This window comes from Zobellia russellii, assembly GCF_044597075.1.
GTDB classification, from domain to species: Bacteria; Bacteroidota; Bacteroidia; order Flavobacteriales; family Flavobacteriaceae; genus Zobellia; species Zobellia russellii.
Genome location: NZ_CP139000.1, coordinates 2,265,836 through 2,291,033 on the forward strand (window position 1 = coordinate 2,265,836; position 25,198 = coordinate 2,291,033).

Below are 25,198 nucleotides of genomic sequence, written 5' to 3' on the forward strand. Positions count from 1 at the left end.
GTGAATATTAAAACGGCTAATTTTATAATCAGTAATACTGATGTGGCAAGATGCCCAAAAGAACCCCTACCCGAATATGCTTTTATAGGCCGATCTAATGTGGGGAAGTCTTCTTTGATAAATAGCCTTACCGAAAGAAAAAGTCTTGCAAAGACCTCTGGCCGCCCCGGAAAAACCCAATTGATCAATCATTTTAAAATCAACGAAAATTGGTTTCTTGTAGATTTGCCGGGTTATGGGTACGCCCGTGTTTCAAAAAAGAGCAAAAAGACATTTCAGAAATATATAACCGATTACTTTCTTAAACGAGAGCAACTGGTCTGTGCTTTTGTTTTAGTCGATATTCGTCATGAACCGCAAAAAATTGACATGGAATTCATGGAATGGCTTGGCGAAAACGGCATTCCGTTCTGTATTATATTCACCAAGGCCGATAAACTGAAGCCTAACGCCATTGAGAAAAATGTAAACAGTTACGTTACCGAATTACTGAACGGTGTTTGGGAAGAAGCCCCAAAGTACTTCATAACCTCATCTTCTAAAGGATATGGCCGTGATGATGTTCTGGACTTTATAGAAAACATAAACATAGATTTTTTCAAAGACAAAAAAATCTAGGCTTCCATCCTCTTTGTAATTAAATCTACGAGCGACTCCGCATTTTCAATCGTATTCATCTCTTCAGTACCCACAAATACTTCCAAATCATTGTTTGTCCGGGCCAGAATAATCGGAAACGTAAACTTGGTACCAAACTTAGAGGCATACTGTTTTTTGTATTCGTCCCTGTGCAGAAACTCCATTTCCATACTTGTAGACTCTCTAAAACCCTTCCAAACTTTGTTCTCCGTAAAAACTCCGAACGTTATGTCGCACAGGTTACAATCATACGTACTAGGGCTTAAGATTTTATGAGCACTATCCAATAGAGAGTTTTTTAAACCTGAATCTGCATTATATATAAAAACGAGTTTTTGAATATCTGAATCTTTCATTAGTGCAAGGTAAAACTATATATTTATGAAACTTAAAGAACAAAACCTCATGAACTACAAATCACCACTTATAATTTTGCTCTTTTCTGTTCTGCAACTAAGTTGTAAGTCCCAAAACGGAAATATAACTTACAGCAGCGAAACCCTAAAAATAATTCCTATTTCCCAAAATAGCTACATTCATGTTTCATATCTACAAACAGAAGATTATGGCAAAGTAGCTTGTAACGGATTAGTTTACATGAACGCCGGTGAGGCCGTAGTTTTTGACACACCAATAGACACGGAGACTTCTAACGAACTTATTAATTGGATCACAAAAACGAAGGAACATAAAATTAAAGCAGTGGTCGTAAATCATTTTCACGATGATTGTCTTGGGGGAGTTGACGCCTTTCATCAATTGGACATCCCATCCTATGCCAACAATAAAACCATTGAACTAGCAAAGAAAGAAGGAAATCCGCTGCCACAAATAGGTTTTGACCAAGTAAACGAAATCATCCTAGGAAATAAAAAAGTAATTAACCGGCATTTTGGGGAAGCCCACACCAGAGACAATATCGTTAGCTACATTCCAAGTGAACACCTCCTTTTTGGTGGATGCCCCGTTAAATCCTTGAACGCCACAAAAGGATATCTGGGCGATGCCAATACCGATGAATGGAGCGGCACTATCTCTAAAATCAAAACAGCATATCCAGACCTAAAAATAGTCATTCCAGGGCATGGAGACCATGGTGGCACGGAGCTGCTGGACTATACCATATCACTATTCAAAACCAAATAACAACCTTTACAGAACCTTAACGAATATGAAAAAGAGTCTTTTAATCCTGTTTTTAACCTGGTTCTTCACCAATCCTATAGCGGCACAAGAGCTAAAACCTCCTGTAATTGCACCTTTTGACAATGTAGACCAACTATCTACAAACGATTGGTGGAACCGCGATGAAAACCCCATAATCAATCTAAAGGTAAATCGCGATAGTGTAGTTGCTTTTGGCATCTATACCGTTTCCCAACAAACATTGAAACTTAGCGCACAGCTCTACCCTCTTTACCCCGACGAAACACGGGTGGTACGATTGGAAATTAAAGAGAATGGTTCTTGGAAAGAGCTTCAGAAACAAAACGTAAACGATTTAGGGTGGTCCGCTCTTTTTCGTATTGAGAACTGGGACGACACTAAAGACATAAAATATCGCATACGGCATGGTAACAAAGCCACTTATGAGGGATTGATTCGCAAAGACCCAAAAGAGAAAGACGAAATTGTTCTTGCTGCCCTTTCCTGCAACTCTAATCAAGACCGGGGCATGAGAGAAAACTATGTCCGTAACATTAATCATCAAAATCCGGATCTGATATTTTTTGCCGGAGACCAATCCTATGACCATACCGAACATACGGCGGCTTGGTTAAAATTCGGTTTTCAGTTCAAGGAAATTTTCCGCAACCGCCCCGCAATCAGTATTCCGGACGACCATGATATTGGCCAAGGAAATCTTTGGGGAGAAAACGGAAAAATATCACTCGTAAAAGGGTCTAATGATGGCGGCTACACCTACCACCATGAATATGTGAAAATGGTAGAGCGTTGCCAAACGGCACATTTACCAGACCCTTATGACCCTACTCCCATTCAACAAGGAATTGGTGTTTACTATACCAATTTACCTCTTGGCGGTATAGATTTTGCCATTCTAGAAGACCGAAAATTCAAGTCGGGACCTAATGGAAAAATACCCCAGCAAGGCCCACGACCGGACCATATTAGAAATCCCGACTATAACCCGGCATCTATAGATTTGCCCGAACTTAAATTGTTGGGCGACCGTCAGCTTACATTTTTGGACAACTGGGGAAAAACAAATACAGAGTCACTTAAAGTAGTTTTATCACAAACAGGTTTCTGCGGTGGCGCACATATTCACGGTTCTTTGGATAACAGGCTTCATGCCGATTTGGACAGTAACGGATGGCCGCAGACAGGGAGAAACAAAGCCCTACAACTTATAAAAAACGCCAATGCGGTTCACATTGCCGGAGACCAGCATTTGGCAACCGTAATCAAGCAAGGCATCCATGAATTTGGAGACGGGCCATGGTCCTTTATCGTTCCTGCTATCGTAAACGACTACTATAGTCGTTGGTGGTGGCCAGAAGATGAGAAAGCTGGAAAAAACCCTAATACCAATACATCACTTCCGTGGACGGGCGACTATCTAGACGGATTTAACAATAAAATTAGCATGATGGCCTATGTAAACCCGGAAAGCAATTCCAAAGGAGGTGGTTATGGCCTGGTTCGGTTTAACAAAAAAGATAAAACAACCACATTTGAATGCTGGCCCAGATATGTAGATGTAACGCAGCCAGATGCCCAACAGTTTGAAGGATGGCCCTTCACAATTCCTATGGAATACCCAAAAAATTAAAGACATGAAAAGTACACTTCACAAAGCCAATACCCGAGGCCATGCCAATCATGGCTGGCTCAATAGCTATCACACTTTTAGCTTTGCCAATTACCACAATCCAGACCGTATGAACTTTGGGGTCTTACGTGTCTTAAACGACGATGAAGTTGCTGCGGGAATGGGTTTTGGAACCCACGGCCATAGCAATATGGAAATCATCTCTATTCCACTTGAAGGCGACCTTGAGCACAAAGACGATATGGGAAATACCACCATTATTCGCCAAGGAGACATACAGGCTATGAGCGCAGGTTCCGGAATACAACATAGCGAAAAGAACAAAAGCCGAGAGAACAAGGTAAAGTTTCTACAAATCTGGATACTTCCAAATAAGGTTAATGTTACACCACGTTACGATCAGATAACCCTAGCTTCGGGCAGTTTAAGCAATCGCTTGCAGCAAATTGTATCTCCCAACCCCGATGATGACGGTATTTGGATTCATCAAAACGCTTGGTTTCATCTAGGAGAGTTTCACAAAGGAAAAACCCACACCTATACATTGAAAAACACGAACAACGGTGTTTATGTTTTTCTACTTGAAGGTAAATGTACCGCAAACGGTATCGCATTGGAAAAAAGAGATGGACTGGGAATTGAAGCCACCGAGACAATTGACTTTACCTATAGCGAAAATTCAAAAATCCTTTTAATGGAAGTTCCTATGGCCAATTAGAATTTTTATTTTTTCAACTCTAATTTTTCAGCAAAATATTCACAGAAATCCTTCATGGTAGCCGTCATTTTTTCATCTTGGGTAGCCTTCATGAAAGTATCGGACAATGAAACTAGGGTCTGGTGAAAGAATATTTTCATCTCGTCTACAGGCATATCTTTGGTCCAAAGGTCTATTTTGAGCGACTCTTGGTTTTTGCTGTCCCAAACGGACAATAGCATTGCCTTGGCCTTTTCATTGTTTATTCCACCGTCTTGAGCGGACCATGTAAGTTCTTCGGGTACGCGGTTTTCATCTAAACCTACCTTTAATGTTATTTCTGAAGTATGAAGATTTGCCATGTTATTTTTTAGGTTTGTAATTAGATTTTTTAAATATTTCATCTGCCGGTAAGCTCAACATCTGTTGTAACGTTACCTCATTCTTATCCATAAAGGCACGCACGATCTGCCAACCAATATAGCGACCAATACGCCCTGGAGACTCATTATCCAACTCCAACCCAAACTTGGAAAACGGAGCCGGGTCCAAAAAACGTCTCGCCAAGGTATTATCTGTACTGTATAGATATTCACTCTCAATAAAATTCCTCCAAATGGGTTGCTCATTGGCTTCCGACCAAGTCCACTGCTCTTCTGAGAAATTTATCTTTTGAGCGTCCGTGGCCAAAGGAAGCAACCTATCCTTTAAATAAAGTTCCTTGCCATAGTAGATAAGTTGCGCAAGAAAACTACGTTCCTGTGGCTTGGGCACCACCTTTTTTGCAAAAGCACTGGCAACGTCCACAGCTAAATACTTCCTATCCAAATCTGCGCTTATATACCTTTGGATATCCCGGTAAAACCTATGTTCTGGCCCCAAATAATTATCTAGACCAATGAGCAGCAAGGTGTCCGTTAAGATAATTCTGTTACTGTAATCCACATCCGAAGTTACGGTCACTACTTTAGGTGCCTCAAACTTTGGAAAATAGTATTTGATATGCTTAAAGAGGAGTTCTAAAGATTGTTCTTCTTCTGAAAAATCCGAAAATGTCTTTTGCACTTCGGACAACAGCTCCATCTGTATGGTATCTTTCATTTTGGCCACCCAGACACTATCCGGATATTGTGCGGGAAACAGATATGGGTATTGTTTTTTTAAAACGGGAAGATCTTCTGGTGTTGTTTCCGCAAACTGCGTATCAAACCTATTAACCTGCAAATCAACTTTTATTTTCTGTACATCTTCAGAGACCTTTAACCCCTCATTACACCCAAAAAAGGCGAATAAAATCATAAAAATGGCAAAAACTGGCATTTGTTTGCAAAGTAATTTCCGATACATTTCAATATTTAACCGCAAGACGTTATTTTTAAGCTCACAAAGTTAGTCGATCTAGACATAATGAACATCCTATGCAGACAGAAAAGGTAGTAGATTATATAGTAAACTGGTTAAAGGAATATGCGGTAAATGCAAACATGAAAGGTTTTGTTATTGGAATATCAGGCGGAATAGACTCTGCAGTGACCTCCACGCTCTGCGCCAAAACCGGTCTTGAACTCATGTGTTTGGAAATGCCTATACACCAAGCTGAAAACCAAGTAACCCGAGCATCACGCCATATAGACTGGCTGCAAGCTAATTTTAACAAGGTAAAAAGGCAACCGGTAAACCTCACCCCTGTATTTGACAGTCTTGTATCATCTCTTCCAAAAGTAGATAATGAAGAAGAACGTTTTATGTCTTTGGCCAATACAAGAGCCAGATTACGTATGACCACCCTTTACTACTTTGCGGCACTGGAAGGCTATTTGGTTGCAGGCACAGGAAACAAGGTAGAGGATTTTGGTGTAGGATTTTACACCAAATATGGTGATGGAGGTGTAGATTTGAGCCCTATTGCAGACCTTTTGAAGACTGAAGTATACGAAATAGCCAAACACCTGAATATCAATACAGATATCCAAAATGCAGCCCCAACAGATGGACTTTGGGGAGATGACAGAACCGATGAAGACCAGATAGGAGCAAGCTACCCTGAGCTAGAATGGGCTATGAAAATGCAAGATGAAGGAAAAAAAGTGAGCGATTTTACTGGCAGAGAGAAGGAAGTATTCTTAATATACACGAAATTTAATTCAGCTAACCAACACAAGATGAATCCGATACCCGTTTGCGAAATTCCTGACGCTCTATTTTAGCGATATATCCGTAAATAAGGTAATCTAATCGAATAAATTCATAAAAGAGGCTAATTTTATGAAAAAAACACCAATTTTGTTTAAGTAATTAGATTTTTAAACCTTACATTGCATGTCAGTATTTTAGACGGGCGGAAGAACGTTTATAATCTAGGTTAAAACTATCAACATGATTAAAGTATTAATTGCAGACAACCATCCCATTATTAGAATGGGTGTGACTAATGTTCTTGAATCTGCTAATGGATTTGAAATAGTGGGTGCGGTATCCACTACTTCTGAGCTCTTCGATAAGTTGGAGAAATCAAATCCTGATGTAGTAATGCTGGAGATGGACATTCCGGAAATTAACGGGATTGCCACGCTGCGAAAAATCAAAAAAGAACACCCGAGTGTAAAGGTATTAATGTATAGCGGTCAATCTGAAGACGTTTATGCACTAAGTACTATTCGCGCAGGTGCCTTTGGATATCTTTCAAAAGCCTCAGACATAGACTACATCATAACAGCAGTTAAAAAAGTAAGCGAAGGCAACATGTTCATTACAAATGAACTTGCACAACGTTTAGCATTTGATGAAGGTACCCAAAAACCCAGAAGGTTCTTTAGAAAACTTTCTACCCGTGAGGTTGAAGTACTTAAATTATTGGCTAGCGGCAAGCGTAACAAAGATGTAGCCATCGGTTTGAACTTAAACGAAAAAACAGTGAGTACCTACAAGGCTCGTTTAATGAAAAAGTTAAACGTAGACAACATGGTAGATCTTTTGCAACAAGCTAAAGCATTGGAACTTTATTAAGAAGTTAACATTCGTAACGTGTACAGACCCTGATGATTTCGTTAGGGTTTTTTTATGCCCTAAAATCAAACTTTCGCCACGTATTCTTAAGAGAATACTCTATTCAACTTTTTATTGAGCAATTTGTTCAGTTGAAGATAATTCATGATTTCTTCAAGCGTTTCCCTGTGATCTTGTTGACTTTCCTTAGTATGGTCTTGCAAGGCCGTCATACGTTTTTTTATTAAAAAACACCGCAAGGTCAGGATAGTCTCGCTTACTAATTGGGCCACGCCTACCTTCTTTTCCTTTGGATAAATATCTTTCCTTTCCCAACTGTGCAATGTATACTTTTCCTCTTCCATTAAAATAGAAGACACTTCAGAAACCAACTGTTGCTCTAGTCCGCTTAAAAATGTACTTATCGTAAAATCGGAATCTTGGTTCAAGGCCTCAATAAGTTTATAGTAAATCTGCCGGAATTGTTCATTTGCCAATTCAATCTCATCATCCTGTAGATCCAAGAAAATCTTTTCATACACCTTAGCTTCAACCGACTCAGGCTCCAGTATCAGGTCTCCAGATTCATTTTCTTTTAGCACTAAATCCTCAAACTCTTCTTTTTCATTCCCATACAGCAGCAACAGTTCAATAATTTTGCGTTCCAGTAAATACTGCACATCTACTTTCTCCTGTGGAGCCTCGTTCTTGACTACATCAAAAGCTTTTCGTTCCGGTTTTTGATTTTTAGAATCTGCTGAAGCTCCCTTTTTGCCCATTTGTGCCAACGTACTAAAGAGTACGCCCTCGGAAACCTTCATGATATTAGCACATTCTTGAATGTAAATTTCCCGCTTTATAGCGTCCGGTATTTTGGAAATACTCTGAATAATATCCCTGACCGTATCCGCCCGCTTTATAGGGTCATTGGCCGCTTCTTGAGCCAAAAGTCCCGCTTTAAATTGTATAAAATCCTGAGATTTTTCTTCTAAATACTGTTGAACATCCTCAAGGGCATTGTTTTTAGAAAAACTGTCCGGGTCTTCTCCTTCAGGAAACGTGCAGACCTTTACGTTCATGCCCTGCTCCAAAATTAAATCAATACCACGTAAAGAAGCCCTAAGGCCCGCTGCGTCACCATCAAAAAGTACCGTTATATTTTTTGTAAGCCTGTTGATTAGACGTATTTGCTCTGGAGTAAGTGCCGTTCCACTTGACGATACCACATTATGAATACCACGTTGGTAAAACTGGATAACATCCGTATAACCTTCAACCAAATAGCAATTGTCCTCTTTGGCAATAGCCTGTTTAGCATGATAAATACCATATAACACTTTGCTCTTATGATAAATATCGCTCTCTGGGGAGTTTAGATATTTTGCCGCCTTTTTATCATTACCTAAAATTCTACCTCCAAAACCTAAGACCCTACCGCTCATGGAATGTATAGGAAACATTACCCTTCCTTTAAAGCGATCAAAAGTTTTTGGGCTGTTAGGGTTTTGCGCATCCTGTTTTACAATGGTCAGTCCCGTTTGCTCCAAGTACTTTAATTTATACCCTTCATCAAATGCAGCTTTTGTAAAACCGTCCCATTGATCCAAACAATAGCCTAGATTGAATTTTTTTATAGTCTCCTCGGTAAATCCCCTTTCCTTAAAATAACTAAGACCAATGGCTTTACCTAATTCCGTATCCCACAACATATGAGAAAAATGCTTTTGCGCAAATTCCGAGACCAGGTACATGCTTTCGCGTTCATTGGCTTCTTGCTTTTGCTCATCCGTACGCTCTGTCTCTTCTACTTCAATATTGTATTTTTTGGCAAGGTATTTAATGGCCTCTGGATAGGTAAAATGTTCGTGTTCCATTAAAAACGCCACTACATTACCCCCTTTTCCACTACTAAAATCTTTCCATATCTGTTTTACCGGAGACACCATAAAACTTGGTGTTCGCTCATCTGAAAACGGACTAAGCCCCTTAAAGTTAGAGCCCGATTTTTTTAATTGTACAAAGTCTCCTATAACCTCTTCTAAACGGGCAGTTTCGTAAACTTTATCTATTGTGGTTTTTGAAATCAAATCAGTAGAAAAATAAAAATAGTGTCTAAAGATAGACACTATTTTTCATATAATATTTAGCATTAATCTAATTCGCTTTAACTCTCCATATGATTCCGCTATCGTCATCATTCACTAATAAAGAACCATCTGTTGCAACCGTTACACAAACAGGCCTTCCATGCACTTCTCCAGCCTCTTCATCAGCAATAAAACCAGTTAGAAAATCTTCCGGTTGTTGTGGCTTGCCTTCTTCGAAAGGCACAAACAAAACTTTGTACCCAGAAAAGATAGCTCTGTTCCAAGAGCCGTGCTGCCCTACAAAAGCACCATTTTTATACTTCTCCGGAAACTGATCAGCCGTGTAAAAAGTGAATCCTAGAGAAGCGGTGTGACTACCAACGGGAACATCCGGAATAATTGCCTTACCCACCATTTCTTCATGTGGATCATCTTGCCAACGTGGATCCTTGATCTGACCATAATAACTATATGGCCAACCATACCATCCTCCTTTTTGGACACTGGTCACATAATCCGGAACCAAATTATCCCCAATTTTATCCCTTTCATTTACTGCTGTCCATAGTTCACCGGTTACAGGGTTCCAATCCATACCTACCGGATTCCTTAATCCGCTAGCGTATGTAATTTCTCCAGAACCATCTAGATTCACCTCTAAGATAGTTGCACGGCGTTCTTCTTTTTCCATACCTTGTTCCCCTACATTACTTGCCGATCCAACAGAAATGTAAATCTTATTACCTTCTTTATTGGTTATGATGTTACGCGTCCAGTGGTTGTTATACCCACTGGCGGATAATTCTACGATTTTCTCTCCTTCACCTTCCAGTTTAGTCTGTCCCGCCTTATACGGATATCTGAAAAGTCCGCCTGTATTAGCTATATAGAAATAATCACCTATTACTAACATTCCAAAATTCTGATTCAATCCCTCTTTAAAAACATAGCGACCATCAACTACACCGTCTTGATCCTTATCTCTCAACAACGTAATCTGATTAGCGCTGTTCTTGGTATTGGATTCCGCAACGAATATATCGTTATTAGGTGCTATATACGTCCATCTGGGATGCTTTAAACTATCTGCAAATTTGGTGACGTAAAAACCTTCCGGTGCTTTTGGTTTGACATTTTCAGGCCAACCGATAACCTTGCTTTCCTTGGTGACCGATTCAGTTGAAAAGGGCGCTACCAACTCCAGCGGACCGATAGCTGTCTGCACCGTAGTGATTCCGCTTTCTGCCAAGTCCTTTTTTTCTTCCTTCGAAATTTTAGCTGTCTCTTTACAAGATAGGAACGTCCCACAACCTATTAGTAGTAAAAGTATTTTTCTCATATTGTAAGTTTTACCTGAAAATAAAATTTACAATTCAGAAAACTGAACACTATCAACCCTAGTAATTGCTCAATCGATAGCTATTGAATTTAAAGCTCCACATCTCGCTTATCCCTGTTTTCAGGGATGGTATTTTCACTACTACAAGTGAAACTTCGCAACTCATATAGCCGCAACTTTGTCCTATAGATTTTTAACCCTATTACAAACCTAAAAACAAAATTATGATCTGGGGAATTGCATTAGTATTATTAAGTATTGTAGCCGTACCATCTTTATTGCTATCAAAAAAACCGAATGCGGGAGAACTTTTAGAAAAAATTGAGCCTTACCAAGGATGGATCGGAATTATATTCTGTTTCTGGGGTGTTTGGGGCCTTATCACAGCCGTTCTTAATTTAGGGTGGTTAAGCACCTCCCCTATTTGGTGGGCCACGTTTTTAGCCGGCAATCTGGTATCTGCCGCTTTAGGCTTTATGTTGGGATCAGGCCTAATAAACAAATTGCTCTTGTCCAACAGCCAGGCCGCACGTGTACGAGCCGAAGAATTACGTGCCAAAATTGCCCCGAAACAAGGAAAATTGGGTATTCTGGGCATAGTTGTTGGCAGCTGGATGATCGTTGCTTCATTTTTATACTCGGCAGTATAAGTTTCCACCTATAAAAGTCGTTAATCACTTAACAGAAAAAATCTAAAAATAATATCATGAAAAAATTAATAACAGGTATTACACTACTAGCTTGTACAGTTATGACTTTCGCACAGAGCACTTTTCAAAACAACATTAATGTAAATGGCTCACATGAGTACAGTATAACACCTGAATACTCAAGTAAAATGATTGTTAGCCTTAACAACGTATACTATGATGCTCAGACCGTGAGTCTTGATGAAGTTAAGACCGGATATATGGAGAAACTTAAAAAGGCCAATATAGATACATCTCAGCTTGTAGAAGCTCCTCTTTATTATGCGCTTCTAGGATATGAGAAGGAAGGTACCGTATATGAATTTAAAACTAAATCTTTAGAGGAAATGCAGAAGTTCCTTAGTGTGAAAGCTATTGGTGTTACGCGTTCGGACACCAACTTAGAAGCCGAACTTAGTGAAGCTCAAATGGCCGAATATGCCAAATTAGCTTTTGATGACGCTAAGATCAAAGCCACTGCCATTGCTAAAAAAATTGGCAGGAAAATTGGAAAAGCTATTTACATTAACGACACGAACGTAAAAAAAATAGCCGAATCTATGTACTATGGAAATGCTGAGCAGAAAAGAAACTATTACTTATCCGTTTCCTTTGAGTTATTATAAAATAACTCGTTCTTAAAAACAGTCCTTCGTAAAGCAGTCAAGAAAGGCTCTTTTACGGAGGATTATTTTTTTCGGTCTACCACGTAGTTTACCATTAACTCAAGAGAATACCTATAGGCAGATTCCGGATATGTGGCCAGTATTTTTAGTGCCTCTTCTTTGAAATAAAGCATTTTTTGAACAGCGTAGTCCAAGCCTCCATTATTCCGAACAAAAGCAATTACCTCTTTTACGCGCTTTTTGTCCTTATTATGGTTTTTTACCGAATTAATAAGCCATTTTTTATCCGCTTTTGAGCAGGTATTTAGCGTATGAATCAGTGGCAAGGTCATTTTTTGTTCTTTAATGTCAATTCCGGTAGGCTTTCCTATTTTATCCTCTCCATAATCAAAAAGGTCATCTTTAATTTGAAAAGCCATGCCACACAGCTCCCCAAACCTTCTAAAAGTCTCCACACTTGGGGATTCCGGCTGAACAGAACATGCTCCCAAACTACAGCAGGCCGCTATTAAAGTTGCCGTTTTTTGCCTGATGATGTTATAATAGACGTCTTCTGTAATATCCAGTCTACGTGCCTTTTCAATTTGCAGCAATTCGCCTTCGCTCATCTCACGTACGGCAACGGATATGATTTTCAGAAGGTCAAAATCTTCGTTGTCAATTGATAATAACAGCCCCTTAGACAATAGATAATCACCAACTAGCACTGCAATCTTATTTTTCCATAGGGCATTTATGGAGAAAAAACCCCTACGCTTGTTACTTTCATCCACCACATCATCATGTACCAATGTAGCGGTATGAATTAACTCTATAACGGAAGCGCCACGGTAGGTCCGTTCGTTTACCTCTCCGTTGTTTAGCATTTTGGCCGTAAGAAATACGAACATAGGCCGCATTTGTTTTCCCTTACGATTTACGATGTAGTAAGTAATACGATTAAGTAACGCCACTTTTGAGGACATTGCCTCACGAAACTTTTCCTCGAAAAGTTCCATTTCGTGATTTACCGGCTCCTTTATCTGCGATACTATTTTCAAAAACCTGTGTTTTGTTCGCTACTTGCTTTAGCGTATAAATTTAGGAAAAAACAAGCGAGTACCCTGTATGCTTCAACCACTATTCGTAAAAAGTACAAAAGATAATTCTTTTAGGGAATTTTACGGAAGAAAACACCTATAACACAAGACCAATAAAAAAGCAAATATCTTGTGCGTCCTATTGTTTATTGGCCAACTGACCACATGCCGCATCAATATCCTTGCCCCTAGATCTTCTAACCGTAACCACAATGCCATTACGTTCCAAAGTTGCCACATACATTTCTATTGCGCTATTGGCCGCTTGTTGAAACTCACCATCATCTATGGGGTTATACTCTATAAGGTTAACTTTGGAAGGCGCAAATTTACAGAAGTTCACCAAAGCATCTACATCCTTCTGGGTATCGTTAATACCCTGCCAAACCACATACTCATAAGTAATTCTGCTCTTTGTTTTTGCATACCAATATTCCAACGCCTCCCTAAGGTCTTCTAAAGTAAAGGTTGCGTTAAAAGGCATTATTGACGTACGTATTTCATCTACTGCCGAATGCAGGGAAACGGCAAGTTTAAACTTTACCTCATCATCGGCCATTTTACGTATCATCTTGGGCACACCAGAATGTAGAAACCGTAATGCGCTTGGGAGACATACCCAAACCTTCCGGTGATGTAATCTTATCAATAGCTTTTAGCACATTGTTATAGTTCATAAGCGGCTCGCCCATGCCCATAAAAACAATATTGCTCAAAGGTTTATCAAAATACAACCGACTTTCATTATCTATAGCCACTACCTGATCATATATTTCATCAGGGTTTAGATTACGCATACGTTTTAAGCGAGAAGTAGCACAGAACCTACAATCCAAGCTACAACCCACCTGACTGGAAACACATGCCGTAGTTCGTGTTTTAGTTGGAATCAGAACCGATTCTACCACTAGATCATCATGCAAACGAACGGCATTTTTTATAGTGCCATCACTACTGCGCTGCATTTGATCTACCTTAATGTGATTGATCACAAAATTAGCCTCTAGCATATCTCTGGTTTCTTTTGAGATATTGGTCATTCCCTCAAAAGAATGTGCTGCCTTTTGCCATAGCCATTCATACACTTGGTTACCTCTAAAAGCCTTATCTCCATTAGTAACAAAGAAGTCTCGTAACTGCTCCTTGGTAAGTGCCCGTATGTCCTTTTTTTGTGTCTTCACGTTCTAAAAACTAAAAAGCCCTTCTATACTTTCAATAAAATATAAAGAAGGGCTTTAAATTTATGTTTTTACCTTTTGGGTAAAACTAGATTATTAGCATTGCATCACCATACGAATAGAACTTGTACTGCTCTAAAATGGCTTCTTTGTACGCTTTTTTCATTAAATCATGTCCAATAAAGGCAGATACCATCATCAACAACGTAGATTTTGGCAAGTGAAAATTCGTTACCATACAGTTAGCTATACTGAAATCGTACGGAGGGAAGATAAACTTGTTGGTCCATCCATCAAAAGTATTTAAAGTATGCTCGGAAGAAACAGCACTTTCAAGGCCACGCATTACCGTTGTACCAACAGCGCAAATACGTTTTTTGTTCTTCTTGGCATTGTTCACTACCTCAGTAGCCCTTTCGTCAATTACCAGCTCTTCACTATCCATTTTGTGTTTGGACAAATCCTCAACCTCAACCGGGTTAAAAGTTCCCAAACCTACGTGAAGGGTAACTTCGGCAAAGTCAACACCTTTAATTTCCAATCTCTTCAACAAGTGCTTTGAGAAATGAAGACCTGCAGTTGGCGCAGCCACAGCTCCTTCATGCTTGGCATAGATGGTCTGGTAACGCTCTTCATCTTCCGGCTCTACATCTCTTTTAATGTATTTAGGCAAAGGAGTTTGACCCAAATCACGAAGTTTTCTTCTAAAGTCTATATACGAACCATCGTAAAGAAAACGTAACGTTCTACCTCTTGAAGTAGTGTTATCAATAACTTCCGCTACTAATGTTTCATCTTCTCCAAAGTACAATTTGTTACCAATACGTATTTTACGTGCTGGATCAACCAAAACATCCCAAAGGCGTTGTTCTTCGTTTAGCTCACGTAATAAGAATACTTCAATTCTTGCACCTGTTTTTTCTTTGTTACCGTATAAACGGGCAGGAAAAACTTTAGTATTGTTCAAAACCATTACATCGCCTTCATCAAAATAATTGATAAGGTCTTTGAACATTTTATGTTCTATTTTTCCGGTCTCACGGTGAATGACCATTAATTTAGACTCATCCCTATTTTCAGCAGGATACTCGGCCAATAGATTATCTGGTAATTCAAAATTGAAGTGCGATAGTTTCATCTATGAAATTTTGTTAAAAGTTTTGCGGTTGCAAATATACGATGTGCAGATAGGGGTTGTCAAGTAAAACGCTGATTATATTGGTTCTTACCCATTTATCATCAGCCTTTAACATGGAAATTTACAGCACAAACAGCAAAACAAACTCGTAAAATATTGATTAATAGACTTCTAAATACCTTTAGACACAAAACCCAATTTCTCAAGGTCATTCCAAAAATCAGGGTAGGATTTAGAAACTACACCAGCATCGTTTATATACAAAGGTACTTTTAGTGCTAAAGGAGCAAATGCCATGGCCATTCTGTGATCATTATAGGTATCAATTGCAACCTCTGTATTGAATGCTTCGGACAAACCTAGAGTTAATTCTTTATCGGTAACCGCTATGTTCGCCCCTAATTTAGAAAGCTCCGTATGCAATGCTTCCAAACGATCGGTTTCTTTGATTTTAAGGGTATGTAGTCCTGTTAGACGACATTCCATTTTCAGACCAAAACAAGTAACGGCAATGGTCTGTGCTATATCTGGAGCATTACTCAAATCAAATTGAACTTTCTTCTCAGCAGGATTTTCAGCCTTACGTAGCACTACATTGTTTCCTTCAAAATGGGTTTCCACACCAAACTCAGTATACAATTCTTGAAGTACACTATCTCCCTGCAAGCTATTATTCTTATATGCCGATAAGGAAATTTCGCTTCCCACATCAGAAAGGGCAACAATACTGTAGTAGTAGGATGCAGAACTCCAGTCCGACTCCACGACCAAGTTTACATTCTCTACACTAGCCTTTGGCGCAACTTTTATGGTATTGCCCTCAAAAGAATTTCCTACCCCAATCTGTGACAACAGGGCCAATGTCATTTTTATATAAGGAACCGAAGTTATCTTTCCTACCAGTTCCAATTCCAAACCATTTTTTAGGCTTGGAGCTATCAATAACAAAGAAGAAATGTATTGACTACTAATATTTGCAGGAAGGCTCACTTTACTTTCAACTAGTTTTTTCCCTTTTATTTGTATTGGCGGATATCCTTCGTTTTTCACATATTTTATTTCCGCACCTAAACTCTGGAGCGCCTCCACCAAAACCTTTACCGGCCTTTCGGTCATACGTTGTGATCCCGTTAGGGTTACTTCTTTTCCTTCTTGAGAAGCAAAATACCCCGTTAAAAAGCGCATTGCCGTACCGGCATGGTGAATATCCACTACTCCATTCTCAATTTTAAGTCCTTTTTGCATCACCTCCGCATCATTCTGAATTGGAAAGGTTTTCAATACTAAGGTTCGGGTATAAAGCTTGTAGCAACAATGACCGATTAGACTCACTCTTTGAGCCCGTAATCTGGATGCTATTTTTTAATAAGGTATTGGACGGCGCGGATAGGTGTAGTTTCAAAAGTAATTCTCTTTATAAGGTTCTTAAACGGAACAGGTTTGTTTTTAAACCATTCCGCAGCCCCACCTGTTATGGAGCACAATTTAAGTTGCCAAAGATAATACTATTTGAGCTTTTCATTGTTGTGATGACGGTCATGATCTCGTTTTGTTTTTAAATCGAGTTTTTTGTCAAAAGCCGTCTGTAGATCTACACCGGTCTGGTTGGCCAAACAAAGGGTTACAAAAAGCACATCTGCCAGTTCTTCTCCCAGGTCTTTGTTCTTATCTGATTCTTTTTCACTTTGCTCACCGTACCTGCGGGCTATAATACGAGCTACTTCACCAACCTCTTCCGTAAGCTGTGCCATGTTAGTAAGCTCATTAAAATAACGCACCCCGTGCTCCTTAATCCATTTATCTACCCTTTCCTGTGCTTTCTGTAGTTCCATTGGAAGTAATTTTTGATAAAACTACTTTTTCTGTTTGTTTTTCAACTAAGTTTTTGAAGAATTCTTTTAAATAGGAATAGTGTTCCGCCCCTATTATCGGTTGGTTCAATTTTAAGTCGGCCACAAGCTGCAATTTCTGCCCGCTACCCATAATCTTGTACTGAAATGTACCTATACCATCAATGAGGCCAATGGCCATATCTTCAGGCTTGGAGATAACTTCATAATTCTCCGGAATAGAAATGCTCACCAAATATTTACTTCGCTTAGGAAATGTAAAATCTACGGGATATTTTCTCTCATCCAGTTTAAAAGGGTTCTCGGCCTCTACCAGATGAAACAAAGGTGAAAAATAAATTTTATCGCCAATTACATCTGCCTGCCTGTCCAGAACAAACTCATAGCTCTCTTGAACAGGCTTGTTTATATTCATTTTATTCTTGATTTCATAGTTTGAAATCTCCATACCACTGTTACGGTTCTCCAACTTTTCCAAATAATCTTCTTCATTACTATTTGCATATTTATTTCTGAACAAATAAGCATTGTAATAACGATTGGTCTGTCTTAATTTTCCACTAAGGCTTCCATTATCGTTGAGCTTAACGCTCATTTGTATATTATCTTCAGAAAGTTGTTTAGGAAAAAGATTTATGGAAACCGAAGACCCGTCTTTTTCTATTTTCTTACCAAACCAATTTAATGTCCTTGTTGGTAAAAGGTTTGGCCTAGTGTATTTGTTAGTAGCATCTAGCAACACCATTTCACCATCTATCTCTACCGAAGCAATTACATAATTAAAACCTTCCCTAGTTGGAAACATTGGCACACCATGACTCCTGGTACTTACTAACACTGGACTAGCATCTAGACCTGCCTCCTGAAGCATAGCCGTAAGTATAAGGTTGATATCCCCAACATTGCCCGTTCTCTCTTTATAAGCCGTTTTTACACCTTTGTCTACATGATAACCGTATATATTGTTCCAATTCATGTGGTTTTGAACGTGAAAAAATATACCGGCCAATAACTCAATCGGAGAGGAAGCTTTACTTTTTATAGCTTCAAGGTCGTCCTTAAAATACCTGTTGGCTTTTAATTGCACTCCAAACCCTTCGCTCTCGTATATTTTTTTGATTACAGCTTCCCATGTAGTTGCATAATTTTCCATCATCTGATGTGGAAACTGAATATACTGCAATTCATAATCTACAGAACTTCTGTAATTGTCCATATCGTTTACGAACGGCTCTTCTTTTAACGCTGGCACATTGGTCATAATGTAGTCAGTAGTATTAATCTTAAAATCAATATTTTGATTTGAATATTTTGTAGATGTCACATCAAACCCACCACCAGTAGTTCTATTTTTACTTGTTAAATTTATATTTCCTGATTTTGCCGTGTACTTGGGTGTTACGGTCAAATACCCTTTCATACTTGTCTTAAAATTGAAATACTCCGGAGTAGCAATGGTTATTTCTTGTTTTTTTATGGGAATATCATATTGCAATACTATTTCGTCTATAGAATAGTAAAAGGGGGAAATGATTTTATACTGAAATTCTATAACAGAACCTTCCTTTATATTCGGAAGAGTAAATTTTTCTTCATTCCTATACTTGTTCAATTCAGTAGTAAATACAGCAGATTTTTCCATTTTACTCTTTTCAATCTTACCGTTAACTAAACTGTAAGTACATGCCTTTAGCCCAGAAATAGACTCCACATTACTATCACTCTTATACAACATTTGTGAAATAGTAGCATAGTCAAATCCCGCTTTATTATATATTTTTATACGTTCAAAAACATCGGTAATAATAGTAAAACCAGCTCCCTGAGCATAATTGAACCTAACATTCTTACTTCTATATAAAACCGTAGCTGCTGCTGAGGAATCACTGGGGTTAAAGGTTTCTCTTAATTCTGCCTCGGAAACTTTTCCGAATTTATAACTCTGGGCATTTGCCGTAAATACTATGGTCAAAAGAACCATTAGCAAGGTTGTTCTAATTTGCATCATGTTATTGGTTTTATGTAAAAAGTGGCTGTTTATTTCTTTAGAAGTACAATCTGTGCATTGTCCGTGCTGGCAACTTCTTTTCTAAAGTCGCGATACGCATTATATTTTTCTTTGGGATAAAATCCCTTTTTCAGGAAAAAACTTCGTTTGTAGCTCACGGTATTCTCCGCTTCGTTATAATCAAAATCTACAGTGTATACGCCAAATTCATTGTCGATTTTCTTAGCGCTAGGCAGCGCCTCTACCATGTATCCTTCAGGAAGCGTGATAACCGAATTATCCTCATCTAGGTACCCACGTTGAATTTCAAATGGCAGCTTTCTATTGCGGTAACGGTCCGGGACAACATTACGGTTATTAAAGGCATTGGCCGTAAACAAAATTCTATTTCCACTTAAAGAAGCATAGTTAGATGCGCTCAAAGAAACATTTTCATTAAAGACAACTTCTTTTTTATTATTATCAAAGTTATAGTTGGCAACGGTTAGGTTGTTTATGGAACTCCATCTGCTTTTAATCTTTTTTACAATTTCTTCTTCGGTTTCTTCCTCTAACCTAAAATGACTATTGTATCTACTTCCTTTGGTCATGAGATTCGTTTCTCCAACAATGCTGCCATTAGGTTTTAGCTCATATGATGATGTAATAGATTGATAATTGTTCTCATTAAGGTAGGCTGTTGTAGTAACAATTTCACCACCTTCTGGTTTTACGATCATTACTTTTCTATCGTCCGTAAAACTGCCAACATAACCAAATGGAAGAATCTGGGATGTGCAGTCTACCCAATAGTACCTATCATTATACGGTATGGCAAGAATGACATGATTGCCCTGCGCCAAATCAGCAAAATCATCTTCAAAATCTACCTTATCACCTCCAGCTTGGACCACTGCATAATAAGAGGTAACCCCTACTTCTTTTAACAATGCTTTGGTATAGTTTGAAAGCCCCTTGCAATCTCCATACTTTACGCGGTCTACCTCAACAGCCGCTATAGGCTGAAGGCCCCCTATTCCTATTTGCACACTAATGTATCTGGTATTGTCCTGAACGTATTTATAGATGATTTTCGCCTTTTCCAAATCATCTTGAACGCCATCCACCAATGACTTGACCTTTGCAACAGTTTGCGGACTTAATTCATCTCTGCCGGACAACAATTTTTTATCTACCCAAGCACCTAGATCTTTCCAGCTATCTACAGAAGCATCAAATCCTTTATAATGAAAATTCTTTATCCGGGTCATTAACCTGGGACAGATTTTCTTAAAAGAGGGACTCATGCTTTCCCGTTTTATAGCTTTTATACTATTTGCAGTATAGGTAATTGAGTTGTTTGTTTCCTCTATATCAAAATCAATATTTACTAAGTTTTTCTCTATGATAGTTGGCTTCAAATTCGCATTTGCATAGGTTATGCTATAGCGACTTTTTTCTACACTTACCAAAAAGCCATTCAAGAAAAACCATGATGGAATCGTGCCCGTATCCGGTGTCTCGTATTCACTTTCAAAAACAAGGGTATACGGGTAATTAACAGGGGTATAATCATAATATAAATGGCGATAATCATTATATAAAGAAAACCCGTCAGCAGCGTTAACATCCTTAAAATCCTTCTTTTTAATTTTCTCTATCTCATTGCCCATGGCGTCATAGACACGAACCTGAATATCCTTTATTTTTTTATCACTGTCATACCCCATACCGGTTCTTGCATGGCGGTCTCCAAGACGATTTAACACAGTAATTACCTGCTTAGTTTTAACCGTCATCTTTTGCTGTGAAAGAAGCTCAATCTCAACTTGATCTAAACGGACTACTGCATTTGCATTCTCCGTAAGTTCTTTTTTTAATAAGAGGGCATTGTAATTTAATTCTTGAGCTGTAGAAATAATGCTCGTAAAAAATAAAAATGTTATTAGAGAAAGTCGCATTGCCTGTGATTGTCGTGAGAATTCAGAACAAAACACATATTTTTCTTACAAATTGAAGAAAAAATTCGATGAAGAGAACCTATTCCTTGCTCTTCGTATCTATGGCAATAGTAACCGGGCCATCGTTTAGCAAATCCACTTTCATATCGGCACCAAAAATACCGGTACCAACCTTTTTACCTAGATCCAGTTCAATTTGCGCAATGAACTTCTCATAAAGAGGAATGGCCACATCCGGTTTTGAAGCTCTTATATATGACGGCCTATTACCCTTTTTTGTAGCGGCATGCAAGGTAAACTGGCTGACAACAATAGCATCGCCATTTACTTCCTTTAGCGATTCGTTCATAACACCATTGGCATCATTAAAAATTCTAAGGTTGACAATTTTTCGGGACAGCCATTCAATATCCTCTTGTCCATCGGCATCTTCAATGCCCAACAAGATTAAAAGTCCATTCTGTATTTCTGAAATTTTTTTTCCCTCTACCGTTACACTGGCCCTAGAAACTCTCTGAATAATAGCTCGCATTGCTCTTAATATAATATTTGATATTCCTAATGACGCTATTTTTTTACGTCATGGATATCTACTCTGTAATTCTCTTCTTCTCCCGTTACCATTTGCACATAGCTACGATAACGGCTCCATGCTACCTCTTCTGCCTCTAGCGCCTCTTTTACGGCACATTTGGGTTCGTCTAGATGAAGACAATTGTTGAATTTACACTCCCCTTTCAATTCAAAGAATTCAGGAAAGTAATCCCCAATTTCCTCTTTTTCCATATCTACAATCCCAAAGCCCTTAATGCCCGGAGTATCTATGATGCGAGCACCAAAATCCAAATCAAACATTTCCGCAAAAGTAGTGGTATGTTGGCCCTGAAGATGCTGACCCGAGATTTCCGTAGTTTTTAAATCCAGCTTTGGCTCCAATGCGTTTACCAAGGTTGACTTGCCTGCACCGGAATGACCTGCGAACATGCTGGTCTTACCCACCATCATTTCTTTTACCTTATCCACATTTTTACCGGACTTTGCCGAAATTCCAATACACGTATACCCTACATTCCTATAAAGTTCCGCCAGGTATTTAATCTCTGCCAATTCTTCAATAGAATAACTATCTACCTTATTAAAAAGTAAAATAGCAGGAATATCATAGGCTTCTGCTGTTGCCAGAAAACGATCAATAAAAATGGTATAGGTAGTAGGATTGTTTAAGGTGACCAATAAGAAAACCTGATCTAAATTGGCCGCTATAATATGGGTTTGTTTTGAAAGGTTTACAGATTTCCGAATAATGTAATTCTTACGATCTTCAATACCGTGAATGGTACCTACGGTATCATCCCCTAGCTTTTCTATTTTGAACGCTACTTGGTCCCCAACCGCAATAGGGTTCGTACTTTTTATACCCTGAATTCTAAATTTACCTTTAATACGGCATTCGTAAAACTCACCTTCTGGTGTTTTTACGGTATACCAACTTCCGGTAGATTTATATACAGTTCCCTTCATTATTCTCAATTTCATTACAAAGAAACAACTTTACTTCATACTATCCGTGTAAAACAGGCTGTCTTAAAGGATATTGCCGCAAAAAATTACTTGACCCATTCCTAATTTACTTCTCTTTAATGCAACCTTTTATGAGTTCCTGTTGTCCTTATTAGCATAACTTAAAATTTATATGATGAAAAAAATAGTAGTAATAGCCCTTATTTTGATTGCCACAACTTTTAACGTAAACGCGCAGGAGATAAAAATAATTACCAGTGTTGAATCCATTGTTCCTAGTGGATTGGGCAGGTCGAGAATTATTGATGCGCAAGAGGATAAGGATTTTGAGGAATTTACTTCTGAGCAGACCGAAGATGACAATACCCGTAACAAATCTAAAAGAGGTAATATTAGAGTAAAGAATTTTGAAGAAACCAAGCTCCTTAACTTTTATAATATTGCCGGTATCCGTTTTCAGAATATAGCTGCCAACGATGCCGTTATCTCATCAAAACTTACGGATATGTTAAAAGAAGGCTGGGAACTTATTTTCGTGACCAGTGGTGTAGAGGCCGATGCCGGCGATAGCGATTCTCAAGGAATTTTCATTACACGATATGTTTTCAAAAGAGATTAAAAACAAAAAACGGCTTGTTTTTCAACAAGCCGTTTTTTTATACATGCAATATAATCTGCACTATCCGTTTACAATCTTCTCTTGATGATTGATAGACTCTTGGTGAATGGCCTTGAACATTTTAAGAACGAATTCTTCGCTTAAACCACGAGCTTCACCCTCTAAGATCATAGCTCCTAAGATTTGGTTCCAACGGTTAGACTGTAATACCGCTACGTTCTTCTCTTTCTTAAGTTCTCCAATACCATCAGAAACTTTCATACGCTTGCCCATAGTATCTATCAACTGATTGTCAAGAATATCTATCTGCGCTCTTAAGTTGCTTAATTTAGCATTGTATTCCGCTTCACTATCCGATTCTTTTCTGATTTTCAAATCTTTCATGATCTGTACCAATTTAGCTGGCGTTACTTGCTGTGCAGCATCACTCCATGCATTGTCTGGATCAAAATGTGTTTCAATCATTAAACCATCAAAATTTAGATCAAGTGCGGTTTGAGATACATCAAAAATCATATCTCGCTTACCTGTAATGTGAGATGGATCGCTGATCAATGGCAAATCTGGAAACTTGTTCTGGAACTCAATAGCCAATTGCCACTCAGGAATGTTTCTATATTTTGTTTTTTCATAGGTAGAGAAACCTCTATGGATAGCTCCCAATTTTCTGATTCCAGCGGTATGCAAACGCTCAATACCACCTAACCACAAGGCCAAATCCGGGTTTACCGGGTTTTTAACCAATACAATCTTATCCGTACCTTCCAAGGCATCTGCCAATTCTTGCATGATAAAAGGACTAACCGTTGAACGTGCTCCGATCCACAATAGATCTACATCATGTTCAAGTGCCAATTCTACGTGTGCACGATTGGCTACCTCTGTGGCTGTTTTCAATCCTGTTTCCGCCTTAACTTTTTGTAACCACTTTAAACCAAGTGCGCCAACACCTTCAAAGTTTCCTGGTCGTGTTCTTGGTTTCCAGATACCCGCGCGGTAGTAATTTACATCGGTATCTTTTAACTCGTGAGCAATACGCAACACTTGTTCTTCGGTTTCAGCACTACATGGCCCTGCTATTACTAGTGGATGGTCTAAACCCATATCATCCAACCATGTTCTCATTTCTTTTGAATTCTCCATTACTTCTTGTTTAGTGGTATTCCGTTTAAAATTTCCTTTATTTTATTAGTGTCGTTCATTTCGTTAAAAATTCCCGTGTAATCTCCTTTTTCCAGAAGTTGTTTAAACTCCTGAAGGTTCTGTATATATTCGGTCAAAGTTTCGACCACATTCTCTTTGTTCTGTTCAAAAATGGGCGTCCACATGGCCGGAGAACTCTTTGCCAGCCTTACGGTACTTTCAAAACCACTCCCCGCCATGTCAAAAATATCACGTTCATTTTTCTCTTTATCGATTACCGTCTTTCCCAACATAAAAGCGCTGATATGTGACAAATGCGACACGTAAGCAATGTGTTTGTCATGCGCCTCTGGATTCATATACCGAATCCGCATTCCTATTTGTTGAAAAAGTTCTAAAGCCCTTTCCTGAAGCTTAAATGCCGTTTTTTCAACTTCACAGATAATGTTGGTCTTTCCTGCATACAAATTTTCTATTGCTGCAGACGGGCCCGAAAACTCAGTACCTGCAATGGGGTGTGCCGCCAAATAGTTTCTTCGCTTTGGATGCGCATCCAATGTTTTACAAATTAAACTTTTGGTTGATCCGCCATCAAAAACCACACAATCATCATTAACTGCATCCAATATCTTTGGAAGCTCCGTAACCATTACTCCTACCGGAATAGTCACAATCACCATATCCGCAATTGCCAAGTCTGCATAACTAGAGGCTACATCTATAAAGCCCAAACTTAAGGCCTCGCTCAAATGCGATTCGTTGGTATCTATTCCGTAAATTTTACATTCTGGACGTAGACGTTTAATATCCTTTGCAAAGGAACCTCCTATTAACCCAACACCTACTATAAAAACATTCATTTT

Annotated in this window: 23 protein-coding genes and 2 pseudogenes; 9 read left to right on the forward strand and 16 right to left on the reverse strand. The window is 38.7% G+C overall.

The genetic code is table 11. From position 1 onward, the window contains the following. Nucleotides 1–618 (forward strand): ribosome biogenesis GTP-binding protein YihA/YsxC, encoded by a 618-nt coding sequence (yihA, locus tag SJY45_RS09150; protein ID WP_215911810.1) that lies wholly within the window; start codon nt 1–3, stop codon nt 616–618. Here yihA and SJY45_RS09155 read toward each other — a convergent pair. Next, nucleotides 615–995, reverse strand: coding sequence for a GTPase (locus SJY45_RS09155; protein WP_400074215.1), 381 nt, complete (start codon nt 993–995; stop codon nt 615–617). The genes yihA and SJY45_RS09155 overlap by 4 nt on opposite strands. A 49-nt stretch (nt 996–1,044) precedes the next feature. On the opposite strand from SJY45_RS09155, the gene bla reads away from it, so the two are divergent. Genes bla through SJY45_RS09170 form a run of 3 tightly spaced genes read left to right on the forward strand, consistent with a single transcriptional unit; the run spans nt 1,045 to nt 4,154 of the window. After that, entirely contained in the window at nt 1,045–1,785 is a 741-nt protein-coding gene (bla, locus tag SJY45_RS09160) for a subclass B1 metallo-beta-lactamase (RefSeq protein WP_400074327.1), read from the forward strand. Nucleotides 1,786–1,810: 25 nt separating this feature from the next. After that, nucleotides 1,811–3,436 (forward strand): alkaline phosphatase D family protein, encoded by a 1,626-nt coding sequence (locus tag SJY45_RS09165; RefSeq protein WP_400074217.1) that lies wholly within the window; start codon nt 1,811–1,813, stop codon nt 3,434–3,436. A gap of 4 nt (nt 3,437–3,440) precedes the next feature. Further along, nucleotides 3,441–4,154 (forward strand): pirin family protein, encoded by a 714-nt coding sequence (locus tag SJY45_RS09170; protein WP_400074219.1) that lies wholly within the window; start codon nt 3,441–3,443, stop codon nt 4,152–4,154. A 5-nt stretch (nt 4,155–4,159) separates the two neighbouring features. On the opposite strand, the gene gldC is transcribed toward SJY45_RS09170, so the two are convergent. Continuing rightward, complete coding sequence (gene gldC / locus SJY45_RS09175) at nt 4,160–4,495, reverse strand: gliding motility protein GldC (protein ID WP_215441230.1); 336 nt, start codon at nt 4,493–4,495, stop codon at nt 4,160–4,162. Between the two features lies 1 nt (nt 4,496). Continuing rightward, nucleotides 4,497–5,453, reverse strand: a complete 957-nt coding sequence (gene gldB, locus SJY45_RS09180) for a gliding motility lipoprotein GldB (RefSeq protein ID WP_400074221.1) — start codon at nt 5,451–5,453, stop codon at nt 4,497–4,499. Between the two features lie 98 nt (nt 5,454–5,551). On the opposite strand from gldB, the gene nadE reads away from it, so the two are divergent. Continuing rightward, nucleotides 5,552–6,340 (forward strand): NAD(+) synthase, encoded by a 789-nt coding sequence (nadE, locus tag SJY45_RS09185; RefSeq protein ID WP_400074223.1) that lies wholly within the window; start codon nt 5,552–5,554, stop codon nt 6,338–6,340. 169 nt (nt 6,341–6,509) lie between these two features. Next, nucleotides 6,510–7,139 (forward strand): response regulator transcription factor, encoded by a 630-nt coding sequence (locus SJY45_RS09190; RefSeq protein WP_215441227.1) that lies wholly within the window; start codon nt 6,510–6,512, stop codon nt 7,137–7,139. A gap of 86 nt (nt 7,140–7,225) precedes the next feature. Here SJY45_RS09190 and dnaG read toward each other — a convergent pair whose 3' ends face one another. Both dnaG and SJY45_RS09200 read right to left on the reverse strand, forming a co-directional pair. Beyond that, complete coding sequence (gene dnaG, locus SJY45_RS09195; RefSeq protein WP_400074329.1) at nt 7,226–9,205, reverse strand: DNA primase; 1,980 nt, start codon at nt 9,203–9,205, stop codon at nt 7,226–7,228. Nucleotides 9,206–9,272: 67 nt separating this feature from the next. Next, nucleotides 9,273–10,544, reverse strand: a complete 1,272-nt coding sequence (locus SJY45_RS09200) for a PQQ-dependent sugar dehydrogenase (RefSeq protein WP_400074226.1) — start codon at nt 10,542–10,544, stop codon at nt 9,273–9,275. 224 nt (nt 10,545–10,768) lie between these two features. On the opposite strand from SJY45_RS09200, the gene SJY45_RS09205 reads away from it, so the two are divergent. Beyond that, entirely contained in the window at nt 10,769–11,194 is a 426-nt protein-coding gene (locus tag SJY45_RS09205; RefSeq protein ID WP_289063357.1) for a hypothetical protein, read from the forward strand. Nucleotides 11,195–11,250: 56 nt separating this feature from the next. Continuing rightward, on the forward strand, nt 11,251–11,859 hold the full coding sequence (locus SJY45_RS09210; RefSeq protein WP_400074228.1) for an SIMPL domain-containing protein: 609 nt from the start codon (nt 11,251–11,253) through the stop codon (nt 11,857–11,859). 62 nt (nt 11,860–11,921) lie between these two features. Here SJY45_RS09210 and SJY45_RS09215 read toward each other — a convergent pair whose 3' ends face one another. The 9 genes and pseudogenes from SJY45_RS09215 to rsgA form a co-directional block, all read right to left on the reverse strand. Further along, complete coding sequence (locus SJY45_RS09215; RefSeq protein WP_400074230.1) at nt 11,922–12,899, reverse strand: polyprenyl synthetase family protein; 978 nt, start codon at nt 12,897–12,899, stop codon at nt 11,922–11,924. Nucleotides 12,900–13,077: 178 nt separating this feature from the next. After that, nucleotides 13,078–14,119, reverse strand: a pseudogene (gene rlmN, locus SJY45_RS09220) (23S rRNA (adenine(2503)-C(2))-methyltransferase RlmN). Between the two features lie 85 nt (nt 14,120–14,204). Then, nucleotides 14,205–15,254, reverse strand: coding sequence for a tRNA preQ1(34) S-adenosylmethionine ribosyltransferase-isomerase QueA (gene queA, locus SJY45_RS09225; RefSeq protein ID WP_215441218.1), 1,050 nt, complete (start codon nt 15,252–15,254; stop codon nt 14,205–14,207). Nucleotides 15,255–15,425: 171 nt separating this feature from the next. After that, a pseudogene (locus SJY45_RS09230) lies at nt 15,426–16,656 on the reverse strand (3-phosphoshikimate 1-carboxyvinyltransferase). A 103-nt stretch (nt 16,657–16,759) separates the two neighbouring features. After that, entirely contained in the window at nt 16,760–17,086 is a 327-nt protein-coding gene (locus SJY45_RS09235; RefSeq protein WP_215441214.1) for a nucleotide pyrophosphohydrolase, read from the reverse strand. After that, nucleotides 17,052–19,112, reverse strand: coding sequence for a DUF3857 domain-containing protein (locus tag SJY45_RS09240; protein WP_215441212.1), 2,061 nt, complete (start codon nt 19,110–19,112; stop codon nt 17,052–17,054). The genes SJY45_RS09235 and SJY45_RS09240 overlap by 35 nt, the downstream gene beginning before the upstream one ends. A 29-nt stretch (nt 19,113–19,141) precedes the next feature. Then, nucleotides 19,142–21,052: a DUF3857 domain-containing protein gene (locus SJY45_RS09245; protein WP_400074233.1), complete on the reverse strand. Its 1,911-nt coding sequence runs from the start codon at nt 21,050–21,052 to the stop codon at nt 19,142–19,144. A gap of 79 nt (nt 21,053–21,131) precedes the next feature. Next, complete coding sequence (gene dtd, locus SJY45_RS09250) at nt 21,132–21,584, reverse strand: D-aminoacyl-tRNA deacylase (RefSeq protein WP_400074235.1); 453 nt, start codon at nt 21,582–21,584, stop codon at nt 21,132–21,134. A 35-nt stretch (nt 21,585–21,619) separates the two neighbouring features. Further along, on the reverse strand, nt 21,620–22,573 hold the full coding sequence (rsgA, locus tag SJY45_RS09255) for a ribosome small subunit-dependent GTPase A (protein WP_215441206.1): 954 nt from the start codon (nt 22,571–22,573) through the stop codon (nt 21,620–21,622). A 175-nt stretch (nt 22,574–22,748) separates the two neighbouring features. Here rsgA and SJY45_RS09260 point away from each other — a divergent pair, with 175 nt between their 5' ends. After that, nucleotides 22,749–23,192, forward strand: a complete 444-nt coding sequence (locus tag SJY45_RS09260; protein WP_400074332.1) for a hypothetical protein — start codon at nt 22,749–22,751, stop codon at nt 23,190–23,192. A 60-nt stretch (nt 23,193–23,252) separates the two neighbouring features. Here the strand turns inward: SJY45_RS09260 and SJY45_RS09265 are convergent, their stop codons facing one another. Together SJY45_RS09265 and SJY45_RS09270 are read right to left on the reverse strand one after the other, a co-directional pair. Then, entirely contained in the window at nt 23,253–24,335 is a 1,083-nt protein-coding gene (locus tag SJY45_RS09265) for a bifunctional 3-deoxy-7-phosphoheptulonate synthase/chorismate mutase type II (protein ID WP_215441204.1), read from the reverse strand. Next, nucleotides 24,335–25,195, reverse strand: coding sequence for a prephenate dehydrogenase (locus SJY45_RS09270; RefSeq protein WP_289041608.1), 861 nt, complete (start codon nt 25,193–25,195; stop codon nt 24,335–24,337). The genes SJY45_RS09265 and SJY45_RS09270 overlap by 1 nt, the downstream gene beginning before the upstream one ends. Nucleotides 25,196–25,198: the final 3 nt, after the last annotated feature.

Excerpts from the sequence above, each read along its gene's own strand:
- SJY45_RS09200 (WP_400074226.1), bottom strand. The coding sequence starts at position 10,544 with ATGAGAAAAATACTTTTACTACTAATAGGTTGTGGGACGTTCCTATCT.
- SJY45_RS09190 (WP_215441227.1), top strand. The coding sequence starts at position 6,510 with ATGATTAAAGTATTAATTGCAGACAACCATCCCATTATTAGAATGGGT.
- SJY45_RS09270 (WP_289041608.1), bottom strand. The coding sequence starts at position 25,195 with ATGAATGTTTTTATAGTAGGTGTTGGGTTAATAGGAGGTTCCTTTGCA.
- SJY45_RS09165 (WP_400074217.1), top strand. The coding sequence starts at position 1,811 with ATGAAAAAGAGTCTTTTAATCCTGTTTTTAACCTGGTTCTTCACCAAT.
- nadE (WP_400074223.1), top strand. The coding sequence starts at position 5,552 with ATGCAGACAGAAAAGGTAGTAGATTATATAGTAAACTGGTTAAAGGAA.
- SJY45_RS09235 (WP_215441214.1), bottom strand. The coding sequence starts at position 17,086 with ATGGAACTACAGAAAGCACAGGAAAGGGTAGATAAATGGATTAAGGAG.
- SJY45_RS09210 (WP_400074228.1), top strand. The coding sequence starts at position 11,251 with ATGAAAAAATTAATAACAGGTATTACACTACTAGCTTGTACAGTTATG.
- gldC (WP_215441230.1), bottom strand. The coding sequence starts at position 4,495 with ATGGCAAATCTTCATACTTCAGAAATAACATTAAAGGTAGGTTTAGAT.
- SJY45_RS09155 (WP_400074215.1), bottom strand. The coding sequence starts at position 995 with ATGAAAGATTCAGATATTCAAAAACTCGTTTTTATATATAATGCAGAT.
- SJY45_RS09170 (WP_400074219.1), top strand. The coding sequence starts at position 3,441 with ATGAAAAGTACACTTCACAAAGCCAATACCCGAGGCCATGCCAATCAT.
- gldB (WP_400074221.1), bottom strand. The coding sequence starts at position 5,453 with ATGCCAGTTTTTGCCATTTTTATGATTTTATTCGCCTTTTTTGGGTGT.
- queA (WP_215441218.1), bottom strand. The coding sequence starts at position 15,254 with ATGAAACTATCGCACTTCAATTTTGAATTACCAGATAATCTATTGGCC.
- rsgA (WP_215441206.1), bottom strand. The coding sequence starts at position 22,573 with ATGAAGGGAACTGTATATAAATCTACCGGAAGTTGGTATACCGTAAAA.
- SJY45_RS09265 (WP_215441204.1), bottom strand. The coding sequence starts at position 24,335 with ATGGAGAATTCAAAAGAAATGAGAACATGGTTGGATGATATGGGTTTA.
- SJY45_RS09205 (WP_289063357.1), top strand. The coding sequence starts at position 10,769 with ATGATCTGGGGAATTGCATTAGTATTATTAAGTATTGTAGCCGTACCA.
- SJY45_RS09245 (WP_400074233.1), bottom strand. The coding sequence starts at position 21,052 with ATGCGACTTTCTCTAATAACATTTTTATTTTTTACGAGCATTATTTCT.
- bla (WP_400074327.1), top strand. The coding sequence starts at position 1,045 with ATGAACTACAAATCACCACTTATAATTTTGCTCTTTTCTGTTCTGCAA.
- SJY45_RS09260 (WP_400074332.1), top strand. The coding sequence starts at position 22,749 with ATGAAAAAAATAGTAGTAATAGCCCTTATTTTGATTGCCACAACTTTT.
- SJY45_RS09240 (WP_215441212.1), bottom strand. The coding sequence starts at position 19,112 with ATGATGCAAATTAGAACAACCTTGCTAATGGTTCTTTTGACCATAGTA.
- dtd (WP_400074235.1), bottom strand. The coding sequence starts at position 21,584 with ATGCGAGCTATTATTCAGAGAGTTTCTAGGGCCAGTGTAACGGTAGAG.